This is a genomic window from Mesorhizobium sp. B2-3-6, assembly GCF_006442305.1.
Taxonomy (GTDB): Bacteria; Pseudomonadota; Alphaproteobacteria; order Rhizobiales; family Rhizobiaceae; genus Mesorhizobium.
Genome location: NZ_VFVW01000002.1, coordinates 272,565 through 288,252, shown reverse-complemented (window position 1 = coordinate 288,252; position 15,688 = coordinate 272,565). Strand labels below are relative to the sequence as shown.

14 protein-coding genes are annotated in these 15,688 nt (G+C 64.5%); 6 read left to right on the top strand and 8 right to left on the bottom strand.

All coding sequences use genetic code 11. The features are described 5' to 3' along the window. Positions 1-49 precede the first annotated feature (49 nt). The 4 genes from FJ953_RS07075 to FJ953_RS07060 are packed head-to-tail and all read right to left on the bottom strand — an operon-like array spanning position 50 to position 4,152. Complete coding sequence (locus FJ953_RS07075) at positions 50-1,237, bottom strand: ABC transporter substrate-binding protein (protein ID WP_140623718.1); 1,188 nt, start codon at positions 1,235-1,237, stop codon at positions 50-52. A gap of 22 nt (positions 1,238-1,259) precedes the next feature. Continuing rightward, on the bottom strand, positions 1,260-2,405 hold the full coding sequence (locus FJ953_RS07070; protein ID WP_140624033.1) for an extracellular solute-binding protein: 1,146 nt from the start codon (positions 2,403-2,405) through the stop codon (positions 1,260-1,262). A gap of 32 nt (positions 2,406-2,437) precedes the next feature. Then, complete coding sequence (locus FJ953_RS07065) at positions 2,438-3,598, bottom strand: CaiB/BaiF CoA-transferase family protein (RefSeq protein WP_140497632.1); 1,161 nt, start codon at positions 3,596-3,598, stop codon at positions 2,438-2,440. A 2-nt stretch (positions 3,599-3,600) separates the two neighbouring features. Then, on the bottom strand, positions 3,601-4,152 hold the full coding sequence (locus FJ953_RS07060) for a MaoC family dehydratase (RefSeq protein WP_140623716.1): 552 nt from the start codon (positions 4,150-4,152) through the stop codon (positions 3,601-3,603). A 199-nt stretch (positions 4,153-4,351) separates the two neighbouring features. On the opposite strand from FJ953_RS07060, the gene FJ953_RS07055 reads away from it, so the two are divergent. After that, the gene (locus FJ953_RS07055; protein ID WP_140623714.1) at positions 4,352-5,449 is read left to right on the top strand and encodes a lactonase family protein; all 1,098 of its coding nucleotides are present in this window, start codon (positions 4,352-4,354) and stop codon (positions 5,447-5,449) included. A 299-nt stretch (positions 5,450-5,748) separates the two neighbouring features. On the opposite strand, the gene FJ953_RS07050 is transcribed toward FJ953_RS07055, so the two are convergent. The 3 genes from FJ953_RS07050 to FJ953_RS07040 form a co-directional block, all read right to left on the bottom strand. Continuing rightward, entirely contained in the window at positions 5,749-6,738 is a 990-nt protein-coding gene (locus tag FJ953_RS07050) for a Tim44 domain-containing protein (RefSeq protein ID WP_140623713.1), read from the bottom strand. Positions 6,739-6,808: 70 nt separating this feature from the next. Then, positions 6,809-7,105 carry a zf-TFIIB domain-containing protein gene (locus FJ953_RS07045; protein WP_140497640.1) on the bottom strand — a complete coding sequence of 99 codons (297 nt, stop codon included), beginning with the start codon at positions 7,103-7,105 and terminating at the stop codon, positions 6,809-6,811. Between the two features lie 242 nt (positions 7,106-7,347). Beyond that, the gene (locus FJ953_RS07040; protein ID WP_140623711.1) at positions 7,348-8,337 is read right to left on the bottom strand and encodes a zinc-dependent alcohol dehydrogenase family protein; all 990 of its coding nucleotides are present in this window, start codon (positions 8,335-8,337) and stop codon (positions 7,348-7,350) included. 103 nt (positions 8,338-8,440) lie between these two features. Here FJ953_RS07040 and FJ953_RS07035 point away from each other — a divergent pair, with 103 nt between their 5' ends. Together FJ953_RS07035 and FJ953_RS07030 are read left to right on the top strand one after the other, a co-directional pair. After that, entirely contained in the window at positions 8,441-9,343 is a 903-nt protein-coding gene (locus FJ953_RS07035) for a LysR family transcriptional regulator (RefSeq protein WP_140623709.1), read from the top strand. 141 nt (positions 9,344-9,484) lie between these two features. Beyond that, positions 9,485-11,131, top strand: coding sequence for an acetolactate synthase large subunit (locus FJ953_RS07030; protein WP_140564367.1), 1,647 nt, complete (start codon positions 9,485-9,487; stop codon positions 11,129-11,131). A gap of 58 nt (positions 11,132-11,189) precedes the next feature. Here the strand turns inward: FJ953_RS07030 and FJ953_RS07025 are convergent, their stop codons facing one another. Beyond that, positions 11,190-11,837 carry a GNAT family N-acetyltransferase gene (locus FJ953_RS07025; RefSeq protein WP_181175008.1) on the bottom strand — a complete coding sequence of 216 codons (648 nt, stop codon included), beginning with the start codon at positions 11,835-11,837 and terminating at the stop codon, positions 11,190-11,192. Positions 11,838-12,003: 166 nt separating this feature from the next. Between FJ953_RS07025 and FJ953_RS07020 the strand changes: the two genes are divergently transcribed. The 3 genes from FJ953_RS07020 to FJ953_RS07010 are packed head-to-tail and all read left to right on the top strand — an operon-like array spanning position 12,004 to position 15,677. Continuing rightward, a complete protein-coding gene (locus FJ953_RS07020; protein ID WP_181175007.1) occupies positions 12,004-13,305 on the top strand; it encodes an ArgE/DapE family deacylase in 1,302 nt (433 codons plus the stop codon). Next, entirely contained in the window at positions 13,302-14,360 is a 1,059-nt protein-coding gene (locus FJ953_RS07015) for a phosphotransferase (protein WP_140623707.1), read from the top strand. Before FJ953_RS07020 ends, FJ953_RS07015 begins: the two co-directional genes overlap by 4 nt. Next, positions 14,361-15,677, top strand: a complete 1,317-nt coding sequence (locus FJ953_RS07010; RefSeq protein ID WP_181175006.1) for an aspartate aminotransferase family protein — start codon at positions 14,361-14,363, stop codon at positions 15,675-15,677. Positions 15,678-15,688 lie beyond the last annotated feature (11 nt).

Genomic DNA, 15,688 nt, shown 5'->3' with positions numbered 1-15,688 from the left:
CGGCCCTCCGAAAGGAGCCGGCTTGTCGAGGTCTTATCTGGCCCAGGCGTCACTTCGCGCAGGCGTCTGGCACCTTCGAATAGTCCCATCCCTTGGTCGGCGCCGGGTTGGAGAAATAGGCGTCGAGCCATTCTTCCGGCATCGGATCCTTGGGCGGCACCGGGAAGATCGATACGGCATCCGTCGTCATGCAGTCCTTGTACCAGGCGCCGAGATCGGCATTGTGGACCGGCGGAATCGGAATGAGCAGCGTGTTCAGCTTCGGCTTCTGGCCGTCGAGCATGCGTTCGCCGACGCGAAACAGCGTTTCGGCGGTCCAGTGCGGCAGCACGGCATGGCCCTCGAAGCGGTACTTGTCGGGATTGGCCTTCCAGTAGCCCAGGGCATCGCCGGTGATCGAACCGGTGATCAGCGGCGCCGGCCGGCCGGCTTCGGCGAACGCCTCCGCGACGACGCGGCTTTCGCTGCCTGTCGTCCACACCGCATCGATCGGCGCCGGGTTGGTGGCGATCGCCTGCAGCACCACCGTCTTGGTGACATTGGCCGTCCAATTGCCGTTGACCGTGCGCGAGATCTTCAGCTTGGGGTTTTCCGCCAGCGCCTTGTCGGCGCCCTGGCGCTCCTGAACCACGATCGGGTGGCCGGCGATGCCTTCGACCAGAAGGATGCTGGCGCCATCAGGCTTGGCCTTGCCGATCGCGGTCATCATGTCATAGCCCCAGCGCGCATAGTTGGAATCGACATTGATCGCGTTCGGGCTGGTCACCGAACCGGCGGCGGTGATGAACGGGATGCCTGCCTTGGCGGCCGCATCGATGGCGTCGTCGAGCGCTGTTGCCGAGCCCGGGATCGAGGTGATGATCGAGCACTTCTTGTCGATGAAGGCGCGGATCTGGTTGATCTGCTGGCTGGCGTCGTTGTTGGAATCCGACACTTCGAAGCTGGAGACGGTGCCGTCGGCGATCAGCCCGTCGACCAGGCGCTTCAGCTCCTTGGTGACGGTGACCCGCCAGGGGTTGCCCTGGTAGGATTCCGAATGGCACCATTTCCATGGCTTGGACGGCGGGTTGAAATTGTCCCAGGCCGATGGCAGCACCTTCTGCGGTGCGCCGTCATATTGCGCCTTGAGTTCATCGGGCAGCCCGCTGATGACGCCTTGTACGTCTTCGGCAAAAGCTGTCGTTGCGAGTGAGGCGAAGGCGGTTGCGGCCACAAGGCCGCGGATCAGGGTTTTCATTTGTCTCCTCCGTTCGATTTCTTCAGGCTCCTCCACCGGCAGTGCCGGTCGCCTGCGCCGGGGCGCTCTGCCGAAACAGGCGATTGAGATCGGCAATGACCTGGCTGGAACGATGCCCTGAGGTCATGCCGGAATTGACGCGGTCGGACGCGGCCTGCTGGAACGCCATGTAACCATCATGGCGAGGCCGCACCCATGCGCCCTCCAGGGTCGCGCGCGTATCGCGATAGAAATTGCCGGTCGCCGCATTGACGGCCTGATCCTCCCAGGCCGCGGCATGGCCGGGCTGTCCGCCGGCCGCGGCATAGGGGCCACGCTGGATCTCGCCGCTGGCGAGCCAGTAGGCGAAATCGGTTGCCGCCTCTTTCGCCTTCGAGAAGGCCGACACCGCTATGCCTGTGCCGCCAAGCGCCGTGCCAATCGGGCCGCTGGATCCGACAACAGGGATGTCGCCAAATGCCAGGCGATGTGGGCGAAACCCGGCCATCGCGTAGGAAACATAGCCGTAGATCAGCGGTGCGCAGACGATCGGGGATCCGGCCTGCGCCATCCGCTCCGAAACGGCGATCGGATCCATCTCGAAGCAGGCCGGGTCGACCAGCGCGGCAATCTCGCGCATTGTCTCGAAGACTTCGCTGCCGGCCTCGCCGTCGATGAGATCGTTGGATGGGTCGGTCGCGCAAGCATGCCCGAGATTGCCTGCGAGCGTGAAGAACACCATCATCGAATGCGGTGGCCGCAACGGCAGCAGCACGCGTGCCTGCCGGGCGAGATCGAGCACTTCGCTCCATCGCGATGGCGGTGCGCCAAGCGCATCGGGCCGCCATGCCTGGACCTGCGTCGCGGCATCGATGGGAAACGCCCACTGCCGTCCCTGCCATGTGTAACTCGGATAGGACTGGCCGACGCTGCCGGAGGAAAGTGCCGCGCGCTCCGCCTCGCGGCCGGCGACATCGAGCGGCTCCAGGCAGCGTTCGGCGGTGATCTGGCCGACATGCGGATGGTCGATGACGATCAGATCATAGGCGCGCGCCAGTTCCTCGACCGGGAAGGACTCGAAGTCCTGCAGCGAACGCTTGTCCCATTCGACGGCAATGCCGGTTTTCTGCTTCCACAGCGACGAGCAGGCGACCATCGGATCATAGCCGCGCGGATGGTTCCAGGTCATGCCCCTGAGCGTGGGCTTTAGGAAGCGCGTGGTCACAGGCCGAACTCCTCGCGGATCGCGGCGCTATGCTCGCCGATGCGCGGTGCTGCCCGGTCGACCTTGGCCCTGATGCCGTCGACCCTGAGCGGCGAACTGGTGGTAAGGATCGAGACATCGTCCTCGCGCGTCACCGTCTGCAGCATGTCGAGCGACTGGAAGCCCCCACTTGCCAGCATTTCCGGCCAGGTCAGCACCTTGGCGCACCAGATGTCGGCGGGTTCGAGAACATCAAGCCACTCGTCGACCGTCCTGGTCGCGATCCGCTGCGCGACGATCGCCTTGATGTCGTCGCGCGCGGTGAACCAGGATGCCGGCTTGTCGCGGTAGGGCGCCAGTTCCTCCAGCGACAGCAGGTCGGCGAGTTTCGGGATTGGCGTCATGGCGATGGCGAGATAGCCGTCCTTGGCGGGATAGACGCCGTAAGGTGCCGACAGATAGGCATGCGCGCTGCGGAAGCTGGAGCGGCGCGGCAAACGGCGGCCGTCATTGAGATGCGTGGTCAGTACCTCGAACTGGAAGTCGACCAGCGCTTCCAGCAGGCTGGTTTCGATATGGCTGCCCTGGCCGGTGATGCCGCGCCGCACAAGGGCGGCCAGTATGCCTTGCGCGCATGCCGCGCCCGCCAGCATGTCGCCGATAGCAAGCCCGAACGGCACCGGCCCCTGGTCCTCGTCGCCGTTCAGCCACATCACCCCGGAGCGCGCCTGCGCCAGGAGGTCCTGGCCGGGCCGCTTGACCCATGGGCCGTCCTCGCCATAGCCGCTGATCGAGGCATAGACCAGGCGCGGGTTGATCTTGCGGACCGCCTCGTAGTCGAGGCCGAGCCGTTCGATGACACCCGGCCTGAAATTCTGGATCAGCACGTCGGCCTTCGCCAGCAGGCCGCGCAGCGCCTTGAGATCCGCCTCGTCCTTCAGGTCGATGGCGAGGCTTTCCTTGGCCCGGTTGATGGCATGGAAGATGGTGGAATCACCGCCGATCTCGGTGTCGCTGAGATAGAGCCGGCGCGACAGGTCGCCGCCGTCCGGACGCTCGATCTTGATGACGCGGGCGCCGAGATCCAGCAGCCTGAGCGAGCAGTAGGGCCCGGACAGGAACTGGCTCATGTCGACGACGACGAGACCGGCAAGCGGCAATTCGGCTGCTGCCGGCATTTCTACTTCTCCGTCTTGCCGAGGAAATCGGCAGGGTTGCGGTACTTCACCGTCTGCAGATGCTCGCAATAGAGAACGAGTTCGCCTTCGCCCTTGAACACCTGGTAGCTGGCGCGGATCAGCCCCATGTCCTTGTAGCGCGGCGTCTTGTCGAGGTTGGACCGGATCGAATAGATCGTCTCGCCGATGAAGACGGGCTTTATGAAGCGGAGCTTGTCGTAGCCATAGGAAAACGCGTTGACGCAGTTGGTTGCGACGAGCCCCAGGCCAGCCGAGAAGACGAAGGCGCCCGCCACCAGCCGCTTGCCGAAAATGCCCTCTGTCTCGGCAAACATCTGGTCCTGCACGTAAGGATGGATGTCGAGCACCAGCGTGTTGAACAGGTGGCTGTCCCCTTCGGCCATGGTGCGGCGCAACGAGCGGATCTTCTGGCCGACCGGCCAGTCCTCGTAGAACCAGTTCTCGGCGTTCCAAACCGGCAAGGCGGCATGTTCCGCGGGCATGTTGGCCGGATGCGTCGAGGCGACGCCGACGGTCGGTGCGAAGTCGTTCATCGCTGGCTCCGCTGGCACTGCGCAAGGCACGGCACAAGTTTCGGAACACGCGTCAAGGCGCCAGATTGCACGACGTCTCCTCCCGTCAATCTTCTTTTGTAAATACTATTTTCACATATGGGGTTGCGTTGCAAGCGAGGACGGGCGAAATTTTGGCTGTTTCCGCTGCGCTCGAGCCCGGCGGAACAGGGAGGAAAACATGCGCGATGCCTGTCTGGTCTTTGTCGGCAGCCTGAACCGGGAGGCGCCCTATTTTCAGGGCGCACGCGGCGTCGGCCTCGGCGTCTACAGCTTCGACGAGGAGACGCTGGAAACACGAAAGCTGGCCGAGACCAGTGACATCGACAATCCGACCTTCCTTTCGGTGACGCCGGACGGTTCGCGCCTCTACGCCAATTCGGAAGTCTTCCCCTGGCGCGAAGGAACGGTTTCGGCCTACGGCTTCGACCGCGCCTCGGGCACGCTCACTTACCTGAACAAGCAGCCGTCACTCGGCAGCATCACCGCGCATAACACCATCACCCGCGATGGCACGAAGCTGCTGGTCGCCAATTACGGCATGGGCGAGGGCGGTCCGGATCGCGCAGTCGCGGTCTATGGCTTCGACAGCGATGGCGCCTTGTCGGCTCCTCTGGCCAGCGTTTCGCACAAGGGCACTGGCCCGAACGCAGCCCGGCAAGAGCGCTCGCATGCCCATAGCGTCACCGAAACCATCGCCGGCGGAACGGCCATCGTCGCCGATCTCGGCATCGACCGGCTGGTGTCCTACCGGATCGAGCACGATGGCAATCTGACCAAACTGGCCGAATCCGCTTTGCCGCCGGGCGCCGGTCCGCGCCATCTCGCCTTGCATCCGAACGGCCGTTTTGTCTTCGTCATGAACGAGCTGGATTCGACCATCGTGTCGATGGCGCTGGACGAGGCGAGCGGCAAGCTCTCGATCATCGACGCCAGGCCGGCCGTGCCGGCCGAGGCGCGCCAGGCCAATCACTGCGCCGATATCCAGATCTCGCCCGACGGCCGCTTCCTCTACGGCTCCAACCGAGGCCATGACAGCGTGGTCATCATGGCCGTCGACCAGCAAAGTGGCGCGCTGAGCCTCGTCGGCCATGTCCCTTGCGGGGGCGCCACGCCGCGCAACCTGGCGCTGACGCCGTCCGGCGGCCACCTGTTCTCGGCCAACCAGAATGCCGACCGCATCTCGATCTTCGCGCGCGACGCCGAGAGCGGCGGGCTGACCGACACCGGCCGTGCCATCGAGATCGGCACGCCGATGTGCGTCAAGATCGTGCGGTGAACCGTGCGCGACATCGGCATCGAGCTTCGGACGGAAACGGGCCGGAGCTCAGGCCGGGCGATCCGGGTTGACGGGTGCCTTCGCCGGAGCTGTTGACGGAGCATTGAACGAAAAAAACCCGCCTGCGCGGCGGGTTCCTGGCGCAACTCAGCACCATAGATAAATATCTACCATAGTTGCCTTCACCCAGTCAAGAAAAAATTCCTATCTTGAGAGCTGCCGGCCATGGAAGGCTGCTGACACAGCCGGACCGGCCGTCGTCAGGTCGCCTTTGTCAACGCGAGTTCGCACGCTGGAGCTCAGGCCTGTTGGATTGCCGAGAGCTTCCAACTCGAGCCATTCTGACGCGTGAAGGTCCACAGCTCCGTCGTCTCCGTGGGATGATCCTCGTCGCCCTCGACGACCTTGCCGCTGGCCCGTTCGCGCATCACGTCGCGCGATTCATAACGCAGGGCCGCCGTGGCATAGTCGCGGTCATCCTCGCGCCAGCTTTCCGCGATGTCGGCCTGCAGGAGGGTGACGTCGGATACCTCGTTCCTGAGGCCCTTCTTCGCATTGTCGGCCAGCTCTTCAGAGAGATAGGACACCATTTCGGGAGTCGTCGTCTTGCGCAACGCGGCATGATCCTCACGCCCGAACGCTTCCTGGACATCGCTCAACAGCTGCTGGAATGCGTCGAGGTCGGTCTGGGCGAGCCGGATTTCATCGGAACCGGTGGCCGCGGCGGAGCCTCCGCCTGAACCGCCGCCAAAGCCGGGAATGGCGAAAGAATGCGCATTGTTGGCATCGCTCTGTCCGCCTGCGCGGTTTTCAAATCGCGAGGCATTGCCGGCGCCGGCGAGCGCAGGGGCGGGGCCACGCGCGGATTGCGACCGGAAGAACCTGATTGCCAGCATGATGGCGCCACCGATCAGCACGGCCTGCAGCAGGAAACCGAACATGCCCGCCAGCCCACCGAAGCCCTGGCCCAGGAGCAGCCCGATCAGGCCGCCGATCAGCAGGCCGCGCATCATCGTTCCACCGAAGCCGCTCATGAAGCCGGGCCTCTGCGGGCCGGCCTGCGGCTGCCGGGCCGCGGTGTTCACGCCGGTATTGGGCGTCATCGAACGCTCGACCGGAGCGGTCGGCGCCGGAGCGGTCCTGGTCGGCGGCGCTGATTGGAACGTGCGCATGCCGCGGCTGCCGAAACTGCCGCCGCGACGGGCCTCGGCATGGTCTACCGCGACCATGGAGAATGCCAGGAACAGTCCGGCAAACAGGGCGGCAAATCGGCTTGTGCGGGAAATCATCTGGACGGACCTTTTATCGATGTGGTTTCGGAAATTCTCGACAGACGTCGGGCCGGCTACCGGCGTGCGGTCAATCGAACAGCTCTTCGAAGAACGATTTCTTCCGTTTCGGATAGCGGTGGCCCTGCGAGCGCGCATAGTCGTCATCGCGGTCCCGGCCATGCTGGGGCTGGGAGAACGCTGCCGGCTGTGGCGCGGGCGAGGCCTCCTTGGCCGATCGCTCGATGATCTTGTCGAGTTCGCCTCGGTCAAGCCACACGCCACGGCACTGCGGGCAATAATCGATCTCGATACCCTGGCGTTCGCTCATCACGAGCGCGACGCGGCAGGAGGGGCAAACCAAACCAAGAAGGGAAGACGATGTCATATGGGGCTCCAAACCAAAAGAGATGAGCCCGCTTGACCGAAAGGATGGAAACGGGCCCGTTAAAGCGGTCCGACATCACGGTCGCGAGATGCGACAGTCAGAGGGGCCCGGCCCGCATGCGAGAATTAGGAACGCAGAGCGGCGCCTTCAAGAGCAACATTGTCCGCGAGGATCGAATTTGTTCGTCATTGCGCTTCGAGCGCTGGGTACCGCGCCTGCGCCAACGACCCCGGCGTCCCTGCTCAGACCGTCACCACGATCTTGCCGAACTGCTCGTTCGATTCGAGATAGCGATGCGCCTCGACGATCTGCTCGAACGGGAAGGTCCTGTCGATCATCGGCTTCAGCGCGCCGGCCTCCAGCCCTTTGAGGATGAACGCCTTGGCGGCTTCCAGCTTTGCTGGGTCGCCGGTGATCTCGTGGACGAGGTAGCCGCGCAGCGTCAATGTCTTGCCAAGCACGGCGGGCAAGGGAAACGGCGTCGGCTCGGGGCTCAACCCGCCATATTCAATGAGAATGCCGCCCCGGGACATCGCCGCCGCGAGCGGCTCGAAAATCGGGCCGCCGATCGCCTCCAACACGATGCGCACGCCTCGCGGCCCGGCGATCCGGCGTAGCCGCGCCTCCAGATCCTCCTCGGCCAGGACCACGACTTCAGCCGCGCCGGCGTCGAGCAGGGCCTGCTTCTTCGTCGAGGTCCGTGTCACCGCGATCGCCGTCGCGCCGACGCTGTTGGCGATCTGGATCGCGGCAAGCCCGACGCTGCTCGAGGCTGCCGTGATGACGACGAAGTCCTCGTTGCGCAGCCTGGCGATGTCGATCAGCGCGCCATAGGCGGTGAGGTACGGCATCCACATCGCGGCCGCGGTCCGCCAGTCGAGTGATATCGGGTTTTTGACGACGAGCCCGGCGGGATAGGTAACAAGCTCTCCATAAGCCGGCCAGCGGATCATCGATTGCGGCGGGATGACGCTGACGGCATCACCCGGCGCCAGACCCGTCACGGCTTCGCCGACCGCTTCGATGATGCCTGCGGCCTCCAGGCCAAGCCCGGAGGGCAGGGTGGGCGTCTCGATATAGGTGCCCGCGCGCAGCAGCGCCTCGGCGCGATTGAGGCCGAGCGCCTTGACGCGGATCTGAACCTCGCCCGGGCCGGGTAGGGGAAGATCCACATTTTCGATCCGCAGGACCTCGGGGCCACCATGCCGATGAAAGCGAACGACGCGCGTCATTCGGTCTACTCCAAATTGTTTGAACCGAAAGGAGCTATGCCGGTAAGACGAAGTCGGATAAATGGCATTGGGAGCAGGACAGTAGAAACCAGGAGTTTCGAATATGGATCGGCTTGAGAGCATGGCCGTGTTCGTCAGGGCAGTCGACCTCGGCTCGTTCGCGGCGGCCGCGGCCGCACTCGATCTGTCCGGACCGATGGTCGGCAAGCACGTCCGTTTTCTGGAGGAGCGTCTCGGCATGCGCCTGCTCAACCGCACCACGCGCCGGCAGAACCTCACCGAGTTCGGACGCGCCTACTACGACCGCTGTCGGCTGGTGCTGGCCGAGGCCGAAGCTGCCGATCAACTTGCCGCCGGCCAAATCTCGGAGCCGCGCGGCAAGCTGCGCGTCACCATGCCGGCGCATTTCGGCCGCCACTGCGTAACACCCGTGCTGCTGAAACTGGTGCGGCAATATCCGATGCTGGAACTCGATCTGTCGCTCAGCGACCGCTTCGCCGATCTTGCCGAGGACGGCTACGATCTTGCCATCCGAACCGGTGATCTGGAGGACAGGGCAGGCGTGATCGCGCGCCGCGTCGCGAGCCAGGACATGATTGTCTGTGCGGCGCCGTCCTATCTGAAAATTCAGGGCGAGCCACGGCGGATCGAAGATCTCGCCAATCATCATGCCATCGTATATCGCCGGCTCGGCCAAGCCGTTCAGCCTTGGCTGTTCCCGCGCGAAGGACAACCAGCACAGGAGATCATGCCCGGCAGCCGGCTGCGGCTCGACGATCTCGATGCCATCGCCGATGCTTCGGCCGAGGGCATGGGGCTCGCCTGGTTGCCATGGTGGCTGGTTCGCGAGCGCATCCGGGCAGGCGCGCTGGTCGAGCTCTTGCCGGACCAGCCGCGATATCTTTATGACTGCCACGCCCTTTGGCTGCAGACGCCTCACTTGCCGCTGAAAGTTCGGCTGGCCGTCGATGCGCTGGCGGCCGCCTTGCCGAAACGGATGGCGTGATCGCCAGCGCTCGCGGCCACTCTCGTTTTGGATCGCGCGGACATTCCGTAGAGAGGCGCCTCGGCTCTTTGAGGCATCGCTTTCCAATGCGATATGGGGCAAAGCTGGCGGCATGCACGCGCATTGCGGGAGAGACGGTTGATGACCAAAGGTTCGGATCTGTTCGTGGCGGCCCTCGAGAACGAAGGGGTCGACCGGATATTCGGCATTCCGGGCGAGGAGAATCTCGACATCGTCGAATCCATCCGCCGCTCCTCGATCCAGCTCATCCTGACCCGTCACGAGCAGGCGGCCGCCTTCATGGCCGCGACCTATGGCCGGCTCACCGGCAAGCCAGGTGTGTGCATCACCACGCTCGGCCCCGGCGCGCTCAATCTGACGACCGGCTCGGCCTATGCGCTGCTCGGCGCCATGCCGATGATCATGATCACCGGCCAGAAGGGAATCCTGTCGTCCAGGCAGGCGCGGTTCCAGATCGTCGACATCGTCGCGGCGATGAAACCGCTGACCAAGCTGTCGCGCCAGATCGTCTCGCCCAAAATGATCCCCTCGCTGGTGCGCGAAGCCTTCCGCGTCGCGCAGGAAGAGCGGCCGGGTCCCGTGCATCTGGAACTGCCAGAAGACATTGCGGCGGCTGAGTGTGAGGATGTCCCGCTGGTGCCGACGCATCCGGTCGAACTGCCGCTGGCCGGTGCGGGCGCGCTCGACCGCGCCGCCCGCATGATCATCGAGGCCAAACGTCCGCTGCTGATGTTCGGCGCCGCGGCGTCGCGGCCGCGCGTCACGCCCGATGTCGCCCAGTTCGTGCTGCGCACCCAAATTCCCTATTTCACCACGCAGATGGGCAAGGGCACCGTGCCCGGCGGCACCGAACTCTACATGGGAACGGCGGCCCTTTCGGAACGCGACTACGTGCACGAGGCCATCGAACAGGCCGACCTGATCATCACCATCGGTCACGACACAGTCGAGAAGCCGCCCTTCATCATGGGCGTCAACGGGCCGAAGGTCATTCATGTCGGCTATCAAACCGCCGATGTCGAGCAGGTCTATTTCCCGCAGACCGAGATCGTCGGCGACCTCGGCCCTTCGCTGGCGCTGCTGGCGGATCGCATCGAGGGCAAGATCCCCAACGCGCAGGCTCTGTTGCCGTTGCGCGAAGGCATTCTGAGCCGCATCGCCGCGCGCGCCACGGAAGACCGCTTCACGCCGCAACGCATCGTGCATGACGTGCGCGCCGTGATGCCGGCCGACGGAATCCTTGCCCTCGACAACGGCATGTACAAGATCTGGTTCGCGCGCAACTACCGCACGCGCATGGCGAATACGCTGCTGCTCGACAATGCGCTGGCCACCATGGGCGCGGGGCTGCCGTCGGCGATGATGGCGGCACTGCTCTATCCGCAGCGCCGCGTCATGGCCATCTGCGGCGATGGCGGCTTCATGATGAACAGCCAGGAACTGGAGACCGCCGTCCGGCTCAAGCTCAATCTTGTCGTCCTGCTGCTCGAGGACCACGCCTATGGCATGATCCGCTGGAAGCAGGCGGTCGACGAGTTTCCGGATTTCGGCATGACCTTCGGCAATCCCGACTTCGTCAAATACGCCGAGGCCTATGGCGCCAAGGGAACCAGGGTCGGCGCGATCGCCGAATTCCGGCCGGCGCTGGAACAGGCTTTTGCCGGCGGCGGCGTGCATCTCGTCGTCGTGCCCATCGACTATTCCGAAAACATCAGGGTGCTCGTCGACGAATTGCGTGAGCGGCTGCCAGCGGTGCAGGCGACCTGACGGCGGCCGGCGCCAAGGCTGTCGATGCCGAGATGCCTGGCTGGTTGTGAAGGCGTTTTCATCTGGCGTCGGGGGACCAGTCCGTCTCGATCAAGGGAATCTGCGGCGCCGCATCACGCGGCAACGTTCCCTTGGTCCTGGGGTCGTCGGCGATTTCGAAGCCGGTCGCAAAGGGCTCAAATCCGCAGGCCCTGTAGAAACCGATGACACTGTGATGGTCGAAGCTGCTGGTATGAAGCCAAATGCGGCTGGGCCGGAGACGCCATGCCTGGTCGAGCGCGCCGGCCATCAGCCGCTTGCCGAAGCCACGGCCGGTCAAGGAGGGGAACAGGCCGAAATAGGTGATCTCGATCTCGTTGTCCTCGGCCACCGAGAACTCGACCATGCCGACATGGGCGCCGCTTTCATCATGGCCGTAATAGAGATGCTGGCGCGGATCGGCGAAATGCGCGGCGATCTCGGCATCCGACATTTCGGCGGCGCGATCCCAGAGCCAGGGAGCGCCGATCTCCAGGAAGATTGCACGGTAGGAAGCACTGTCGGGTTTCGCGATCCTTGTCATGGTCAACGGCCGCGCGAGACCCGGCACCGGCGCGCGCGCTTCCATCCATGTCACCGCATTGACGATCTTGCCGGCCCGCACCCGCCGATAGCCGACCGTTAGATTGGTGATTTCATCAGGCAATCTGCCTTCGGTGACCAACATCTGTCCTCGACCTTCCCCACCGGCGCGCAAGAAGCTGATGCCAACTCTGCGCTCGCCTGCCAAGAGGCTCCCGAGGTGGCTCAAGATTTTTGGCCCGCCTGTCCCTTGCGTTTCACAGAGATGGCATATGAGATATGATACACCATCGAAGGGAAAGCGGAATATCATGCCTGAGCGAATTGCCGACGAGGCCATTTTGAACGCGGTCGACGACGGCTTCGCGCGGCAGGTGGAATTCCTCGCGAACCTCGTGCGCTTCCCCTCGCAACGCGGCGAAGAACACGCGGCGCAATCCTTCATGGCAGCCGCGTATGAAACGGATGGCTATACGGTGGACATGTGGCGTGTCGATGTCGATGCGATTCGCGACCTGCCGGGCTTTTCGCCCGTGGCCGTCTCTTATGACGACGCCTTCAACGTCGTCGCCACCCACATGCCGCGAAACGCGACCGGCCGCTCGCTGATCCTCAACGGCCACATCGACGTCGTGCCGACGGGCCCGCTCGATCGCTGGCTGCGCGATCCCTATGATCCGGTCATCGAGGACGGCTGGATGCATGGTCGCGGCGCCGGCGACATGAAGGCTGGGCTCTCGGCCTGCCTCTACGCGCTGGCCGCACTGCGCAGCCTCGGCTATCAGCCGGCCGCGAAGGTCTTCCTGCAATCGGTGGTCGAGGAAGAGTGCACCGGCAACGGCGCGCTCGCTTGCCTGCAGCGCGGCTACCGCGCCGACGCCGCCTTCATCCCCGAACCCCTGGAGCCGAAGCTGATGCGGGCGCAGGTCGGCCCGATCTGGTTTAGGGTCGAGGTCGACGGCGATCCCCAGCATGCGTCGGGCGCTTTCTCGGCCGGCGCCAACGCCATCGAAAAGGCTTTCCTCATCATCCAGGCGTTGAAGCAGCTCGAAATCGTCTGGAACGCGCGCAAGGTCGACGACAGGCATTTCTGCGATCACCCGCATCCGATCCGTTTCAATCTCGGCAAGATCGAAGGTGGCGAGTGGACATCGAGCGTCCCCGCACGCTGTGTGTTCGAGATGCGTGTCGCCACCTATCCCGGCCAGAAGCTGGAGGATGCCAGGGCCGAGCTCGAGGCCTGCATCGCCGACGCGGCCCGCGCCGATCCGTTCCTGGCCAACCGCCCGCCCAGGATGACCTACAATGGCTTCATGGCCGAGGGCTATGTGCTGGAGGGCGCCGACGAGATGGAAACCGTGCTGCGTCGTAGCCATGCCGCCGTCTGGGGCGAGCCGCTGCAGGAACACGTCACCTCTGCCACCACGGATGCGCGCTTCTTCGGCCTCTACGCCGACACGCCAGCCATCGTCTACGGTCCGATCTGCCGCATGCCGCATGGCTATGACGAGGCGGTGGACCTTGATTCCGTACGCAAGGTCACCCAGACGATCGCACTGTTCATCGCCGACTGGTGTGGGCTGGAGCCTGTTGACCCCGAGGCAAGGCCATGACCGGCGCCGTGACCGATGCATTCGGCGAGACGCTGGCCGAGGACGCGCCCGATGTCCCGATTGCCGATGCGCTTGCCATCCTGCGCCAGCACTACGGCCTTGCCGGAACCGCTCAGCCCTTGCCCGGGGAGCGCGACCACAATTTTCACATCCGCACCGATGGCGAGGGCGAATTTGTCCTGAAAATCTCGCATCCGGCGGAAGAGGCCGGCTTCACCGATTTCCAGAACAAGGCGCTGGACCACATCCTTGCTGTCGACCCCGCCTTGCCGGTTCCTTCGGTGCGCAAAAGCCTGGATGGCGATGCGCAGTTCACCGTCAGCATCGGCGGTTCGCAGCCGCGCATCATTCGGCTGGTCACCTATCTGCCCGGCCAGTTGCTTTCGCGCTCGCCGGTGTCGGCTGCGCAAGATCGCAATCTCGGCATCTTCCTTGCTCGGCTTGGCCGCGCCCTGCGCGGCTTTTTCCACCCGGCCGCCGGCAGCGACCTTTTGTGGGATATCCGCAAGGTCGCCAAGACGCGGCCCATGCTGGCGCATATCGCCGATGCCGGGCGCCGGGCCATGGTCGAGCGCGTCATCGATGCCTTCGAGGAGCACGTCGCGCCCATCATCCCCAGCCTGCGCGCCCAGATCGTCCACAACGACATGAATTCCTACAATGTGGTGATGGACGCATCGCGGCCGGAGATCGTCAGCGGCATCCTCGATTTCGGCGACATGATCCACTCGCCGCTGATCTGCGATCTCGCCATCGGCGCCGTCTATCGCTGGCCGGCCGACGGCCACCCGCTGGCGCCCGCCGCACGCTTCGTTGCTGGCTACCAGTCGGTGCAGCCGCTCGAGGCTGAAGAGATCGGCATCCTGTTCGACCTGATCCGTGCCCGCTTGGCTCTCATCGCCAACATTGCCAGCTGGCAGGCGGAGCGCTTTCCGGCCAAGCGCGACTATGTGCTGCGCCTCATCACCGAGGTCTGGGCCTCGCTCGAGCGGCTGGACGGACTGTCACACAGCGATGCCCGCCGCTATTTCCTCGATCATTCCAATCCGGAGTAGATGTTCGTGTCCCAATCCTCGCCCGCAAATGCCTCCGCCGATGCCGGTGCATCAGCATCCGAGGGTGCGCTGCTCGAGCGCCGTGCCACGCTGCTCGGCCCGACCTATCGCGCCTTCTACCGCAACCCGATCCATCTCGTGCGTGGCAGCGGCGTCTGGCTCTACGATGCCCAGGGTCGCAAGTATCTCGATGCCTACAACAACGTCGCTTCGGTCGGGCATTGCCATCCACGTGTCGTCGAGGCGCTGTCGGGGCAGGCGGCCACGCTCAACACCCACACGCGTTATCTCAGCGAAATCATCCTCGACTACGCGGAAAGACTTCTCGGCACGCTTCCGCCTCATCTCGGCCATGCCATGTTCACCTGCACCGGCAGCGAGGCCAACGATCTCGCCATCCGCATCGCCCAGCATTCCAGCGGCAATACCGGCGTGATCATCACCGATTTCGCCTATCATGGCGCCACCATCGCCACGGCGCAGCTGTCGCCGGCAGCGGTCGGGGCAAAAGGCATGCCCGCGCAGCACAGGACCGTGGCAGCGCCGGATACGTTTCGCAACCAGGGCCGGGCCGCGCGCGATTTCGCCAGGAATGTCGCCGCCGCCATCGAGGACATGCGCGCACAGAACGTGCGCCCGGCGGCGCTGCTGCTCGACTCGGCATTTTCCAGCGACGGAATTTTCTTCCCCGATGCATCGGTGATGCGCGAGGCGGCCGATCACGTCAGGAAGGCGGGCGGCATCGTCATTGCCGACGAAGTCCAGTCCGGCTTCGGCAGGCTCGGCCAGGGCATGTGGGGTTTCGCCAATTACGGCCTCGAACCTGACATCGTCACCATGGGCAAGCCGATCGGCGACGGGCATCCGATGGCCGCGGTCATCGTGCGGCCGCAGCTTGTTGCCTCCTTCGGTTCCAACACCGGCTACTTCAACACATTCGGCGGCAATCCTGTCGCCGCCGCCGTCGGCATCGCGGTGCTCGACGTGATCGAAGGCGAGGGGCTGGTCGAGAATGCGCGCACGGTTGGGGCCTATACGGGCGAGCTGCTGCGCGCCTTGCAGGGTCGCCACGCCATGGTCGCCGATGTCAGGCATAACGGTCTTTATTTCGGCGTCGAGTTGACGGCGGAGGGGGACGAGGCGCTGGCCTCCACCAGGACGTCGGCGGTCGTCGAAGCCATGCGCGAGGACGGCGTGCTGATCTCGTCGTGCGGTCCGCGCGGCAACGTGCTGAAGATCAGGCCGCCGCTGCCGTTCGCCAGGGACAATGCCGAGCAACTTGCCGAAACGCTCGATCGCACCCTGTCGCGCTGGTGAGGGGATAGGAA

Coding starts and splice junctions, on each gene's coding strand:
- FJ953_RS07075 (WP_140623718.1), bottom strand. CDS start 1,237: ATGAAAACCCTGATCCGCGGCCTTGTGGCCGCAACCGCCTTCGCCTCA.
- FJ953_RS07070 (WP_140624033.1), bottom strand. CDS start 2,405: ATGACCTGGAACCATCCGCGCGGCTATGATCCGATGGTCGCCTGCTCG.
- FJ953_RS07065 (WP_140497632.1), bottom strand. CDS start 3,598: ATGCCGGCAGCAGCCGAATTGCCGCTTGCCGGTCTCGTCGTCGTCGAC.
- FJ953_RS07060 (WP_140623716.1), bottom strand. CDS start 4,152: ATGAACGACTTCGCACCGACCGTCGGCGTCGCCTCGACGCATCCGGCC.
- FJ953_RS07055 (WP_140623714.1), top strand. CDS start 4,352: ATGCGCGATGCCTGTCTGGTCTTTGTCGGCAGCCTGAACCGGGAGGCG.
- FJ953_RS07050 (WP_140623713.1), bottom strand. CDS start 6,738: ATGATTTCCCGCACAAGCCGATTTGCCGCCCTGTTTGCCGGACTGTTC.
- FJ953_RS07045 (WP_140497640.1), bottom strand. CDS start 7,105: ATGACATCGTCTTCCCTTCTTGGTTTGGTTTGCCCCTCCTGCCGCGTC.
- FJ953_RS07040 (WP_140623711.1), bottom strand. CDS start 8,337: ATGACGCGCGTCGTTCGCTTTCATCGGCATGGTGGCCCCGAGGTCCTG.
- FJ953_RS07035 (WP_140623709.1), top strand. CDS start 8,441: ATGGATCGGCTTGAGAGCATGGCCGTGTTCGTCAGGGCAGTCGACCTC.
- FJ953_RS07030 (WP_140564367.1), top strand. CDS start 9,485: ATGACCAAAGGTTCGGATCTGTTCGTGGCGGCCCTCGAGAACGAAGGG.
- FJ953_RS07025 (WP_181175008.1), bottom strand. CDS start 11,837: ATGTTGGTCACCGAAGGCAGATTGCCTGATGAAATCACCAATCTAACG.
- FJ953_RS07020 (WP_181175007.1), top strand. CDS start 12,004: ATGCCTGAGCGAATTGCCGACGAGGCCATTTTGAACGCGGTCGACGAC.
- FJ953_RS07015 (WP_140623707.1), top strand. CDS start 13,302: ATGACCGGCGCCGTGACCGATGCATTCGGCGAGACGCTGGCCGAGGAC.
- FJ953_RS07010 (WP_181175006.1), top strand. CDS start 14,361: ATGTTCGTGTCCCAATCCTCGCCCGCAAATGCCTCCGCCGATGCCGGT.